4 protein-coding genes are annotated in these 3,948 nt (G+C 33.7%); 2 read left to right on the top strand and 2 right to left on the bottom strand.

Features of this window, described 5'->3' with window-relative positions; all coding sequences use genetic code 11:
• Positions 1–265 precede the first annotated feature (265 nt).
• Positions 266–427 (top strand): ribonuclease H family protein, encoded by a 162-nt coding sequence (locus VE944_RS08645; RefSeq protein ID WP_324975220.1) that lies wholly within the window; start codon positions 266–268, stop codon positions 425–427.
• A 93-nt stretch (positions 428–520) separates the two neighbouring features.
• Here VE944_RS08645 and VE944_RS08640 read toward each other — a convergent pair whose 3' ends face one another.
• Together VE944_RS08640 and VE944_RS08635 are read right to left on the bottom strand one after the other, a co-directional pair.
• Positions 521–2,626 carry an NACHT domain-containing protein gene (locus VE944_RS08640; RefSeq protein WP_324975218.1) on the bottom strand — a complete coding sequence of 702 codons (2,106 nt, stop codon included), beginning with the start codon at positions 2,624–2,626 and terminating at the stop codon, positions 521–523.
• A gap of 102 nt (positions 2,627–2,728) precedes the next feature.
• Positions 2,729–3,115 carry a hypothetical protein gene (locus VE944_RS08635; protein ID WP_324975215.1) on the bottom strand — a complete coding sequence of 129 codons (387 nt, stop codon included), beginning with the start codon at positions 3,113–3,115 and terminating at the stop codon, positions 2,729–2,731.
• Between the two features lie 628 nt (positions 3,116–3,743).
• Here VE944_RS08635 and VE944_RS08630 point away from each other — a divergent pair.
• Positions 3,744–3,923, top strand: a complete 180-nt coding sequence (locus VE944_RS08630) for a hypothetical protein (protein WP_324975213.1) — start codon at positions 3,744–3,746, stop codon at positions 3,921–3,923.
• Positions 3,924–3,948 lie beyond the last annotated feature (25 nt).

Here is a 3,948-nt window from a genome sequence, read left to right as displayed (position 1 = left end):
ATTTATAATGTATAATGTCTCTCACTCTTGAGTAGAATATCGATATTTGGTTTTAATTAGCACTGATTATTTTCTAAGTAAATTTTCTTTCTACAGTTATTATTAAGGCTAGTTCTCACTTCTACAATCAAATTGAGGCGCTGAGTAGCGCGTCGTAGATATTAGACCTCTTGCAAAAAAAATTATGGTACGATTATTGGCTGACTAAATTTAGGGAAAATTCACGCATTAAGCGAAGTTCGTAGTTATAAACCCCAGCGATTAAATGGCAGCGCAATCCAAAACGTTTGCGACGATTGTTTCTGCTTCCCAGTACTTGGTCAACATCATGTCTAAAGGCTGGAAACGGAAAGTTAATCTCGACCTATGGCAACAAATTGATGTAGCCGCCGACATTCATAACATAACTTTGATTTGGGTTAAGTGAAATTCGTTACCTCAGATTGAAGAGTGTGACGCGATCGCTAAATCTCACACTAACTAGTTAAGGTTAGTTACAGCCACCCTAGTGGGTAATTTTTTAATTCTGCTTAGGATTCATTTCGGCGAAGTGATCTTGCAGAATTTTGTGGATGAAGCGATAACGCCCACCTATTCGCTGGAGAAAGAAGCGCTCAGTGCAGTAGTCGAGGAAGTGAGCATAGTTCCAAGGGATATAACCCTTAAAATAAAGGATCAGGCGTAAAGTGAAATGTTGAACGCAAGCTAAACTGGCTGTACCTCGATTTGATGAGCCAAGTAACAGATAATTTACTCCGCCTATAAGTCCTAAAATTAGACCAGATTGTGGATGATTGAATAGTTGTTCAGTTACTCCATGAGTTAGCTTATTTATTGACCAAAAACTTAGACCCAAAGCTAATGCAACAATCGAAAAAATACGAACAGCGTTAGCCGCAGAGTACCATATACCCTGATTAGGAAACTTTATTCTTTTTATACTAACCGGAGAACCAATTACTCCATAAACTAGCCCAAAAGTTATCCCAAAAATTATTGCAAAAATTAATGGCCAACGATACAGTTCATCAAGATTATCAATAAGTATTTTGGTTATGAAATAATCAAATACTTCGATTTTTTTATAATCAAAACTTAATATCTTATTTCCATTATTAAAAAACACCTCATTCACTACTCCAATGAGAAAACCAATACTCGTTCCAAATATACTTCCTTTAACAAATCCTCTTTTTGCATTGAACCATGACCAAGTTTCTGGAATCACAGGCTTAATAGTATTACCTACTTTACAAGCTATTGTTAGCCCAATCATTAATCCACTACCTAGCCAAAAGAAATAACCTAGCAATAACTTGAATATCAATCCAAACAATAGTCCAAGCCCTAATCCAATAAATACGCCAAAAAATATCTTTACTCCAATGACATAAATAAATTTTTGCAATCTAGACTGTAGTAAATTTGGTTGTATTTTTTCAATAAGAAATTCAGTTTGCGAATCATTATTTAGCATTTTAGCTAAAAATATAAGCCAATTATTTATCTGATTAGTATTAAAATATTTTTCTTTAATATTTGCTTCACTATTAATTTCTCTTGTTAGCATCCTTTCTATATATGCATTTATTAAATATTGCAATCTTTCGTTTTTAGAACTTAAGTGTTCCCATTCTGTAATAGTTATATTTTTATATGCTATGGTAGTAAGACTTAATATAAATGGTATTTTGACTAGCTTCAGCATTTCTGAATCATTACTGATAGTTTGCCAAATCTCATCATAATTTATATCAGTTAAATACTTTTGTATCTGAATGTTTGTTAGAGCTTTTAGACGGATAGCACCATTAAGCCTAAGACGAATGTTATTATTTTTAATTAAATTTCTGTACTCTTCATAGCGGCTACAAACAACCATATATCTAGGACGATCTTTTCCCTCTATAAACTCGTTAATTTTCATAACACATAGTTCTTGTCTAACTGATGGCAACTCATCCAAACCATCTAGTAAAGGCAATAGTTGTTTATTTTCGATCCATTCCTTACCAAATTTCTCTGAAACATCATATTTAGACTTAAGTTCAGCCACTAGCCACTCAATTATTGATTGGCGGCTATCTTTCCACGAAGATAAGTTAAACAACACGGGCATGGGATAATCAGGCTGTTCTTCAGCTAGCTTAATTAGAGCTTGTGCTAGGTCTAATTGGGTCGTGGTTTTCCCTGACCCTGGCGCACCTAGTATTAATAATCTGCCTACTATTCCTTCATATTGAAAAACTTCCAAAATATTTGTCGTATCTGAGAGAAATTCAGGAGATCTTTGACCAATTTTTATTTCCTTGTTCCAAGGGCGTTTGACTTGCTGAGGTTGCAACTTCTTTCCTAAATTAATCAACACTTTATTGTGTAAGGAATGCATCAGCCTAGCATTTACTTCGTCTTTAACTACAGCTAGTAGGAACTTCTCGTTTTTTGGTCGCTGGCTTGAACCCAAATTGTAGTTGATATTAATCTGGGTATTTCCTTGAGCTTGAATAATGTTATTACCTTGAGCAGCTTGCATTCCACCATCGAGTGTTGAGTTTTCAACTTCCTGTTGAATACTTGGTTCAGGCTCATTTGTTTGATTAGAGTCAGAATTTTGTGGCTGGCTCATAATACAGGTTTTACTTTAATAAACAAATTTTTATCAACACAACATCAAACCAGATAGAAATTACTCTAAATTGGTTTGATGTTTTTTATTAAAGTCGGAAATTTATTGAGAATTATTGTTCCAATCTTCCAAAGCTGCAATGACAAAACTTGCTGCGGGATGACTAAGAAGTTGTTCTAGAGCAGCTGTACCACCTGCCCTCAATGCGCTAATTGTTTTCTGCATTAAAGTTGGGTTATTTTCAATGCGTTTCGTGGCTTCTGCTGCAAGGGCCATTTTTCCAGACGTTGTATTGGTAGGATAAGACTGGCTTAATTCCTCTAGGAGTTTTTGAATTTCTGCTGCTGCTTCAGCAATGGGTTGTTTTTCTTCTTGTGAAGAATAACTTGTTGAAGTCTGCACGTTATTATTACCCTGTGCTGCTTGCATACCACCATGTACCTGTCCACCACTAACACTTTGAGAAATTCCACCAGTATTGTCAGTCATAAGTGTTATTTCTTTTGTAGAAAACTTAAACAAAGATTAAGTGAATCTTACTACTATATAGCTACATTATCTATGCTATAGGTAATTTTAACGTTCCTGAATCGGATATAATTAACATTTTTCGATATGCCTAAACAATAGACCTCTTGTAAAAATAAATTATAGTACAGTGGTGGATTATAAAAATTTGCTTTCTGTCTCTATCAGACATGCCAATGAGGTAACAACAGTTTTCTGTATAAATTCTGACATGGATTTTTTATAAAACTTTCGATTATACCACAAAACTTTTCTGCAAGAGGTCTATTGTTATTCTATCAATGCGTAAGTTCTAAAGTAGATAAAATTGGGCAGACTTTTAAAATTAGCAATGCTAGTCCGACGACTCTATAGGAGCAAAGTTTGATTAAGAAGATAATTGTCAAGTATCTACAGTAGAGAATCACTCATATAATTAAAACAAAAGTTAATTCAAATAATATAGATATCACTACAGTTATGGAGTGAATCTATAGATAATAAAGGCATAAAATTCTCAATAATCCTATTTAGCTAGGATTATTGAAATGAAAATGGAGGTGAACAATTAAGAGGTTATCAAAAAATAATTCAACATGATTTTGTACCAATGGTAGATGGAAAAAAAGTTCAAGGATTATACAAAATAATAGATGAAGATGCAAATAAACTCCGTGGCGGTCTGAAAGTTCTCTTAATTGTCTTCTCTAAATTGCAAATTCTCAATTCTAAATTCAAGCACCAAGATTTTTATGCTGACTGTAAAAATATTTCAGATACAAGAGGATAAATAGAGGTAAAACAATGACAAATTT

Source organism: Nostoc sp., from assembly GCF_035638895.1.
Taxonomy (GTDB): domain Bacteria; phylum Cyanobacteriota; class Cyanobacteriia; order Cyanobacteriales; family Nostocaceae; genus Nostoc.
This window is presented reverse-complemented; position numbering and strand designations above follow the sequence as displayed.

What these genes read in the sequence shown, in the direction of transcription:
- VE944_RS08640 (WP_324975218.1), bottom strand. Translation starts at nt 2,626, where the DNA reads ATGAGCCAGCCACAAAATTCTGACTCTAATCAAACAAATGAGCCTGAA.
- VE944_RS08645 (WP_324975220.1), top strand. Translation starts at nt 266, where the DNA reads ATGGCAGCGCAATCCAAAACGTTTGCGACGATTGTTTCTGCTTCCCAG.
- VE944_RS08630 (WP_324975213.1), top strand. Translation starts at nt 3,744, where the DNA reads ATGGTAGATGGAAAAAAAGTTCAAGGATTATACAAAATAATAGATGAA.
- VE944_RS08635 (WP_324975215.1), bottom strand. Translation starts at nt 3,115, where the DNA reads ATGACTGACAATACTGGTGGAATTTCTCAAAGTGTTAGTGGTGGACAG.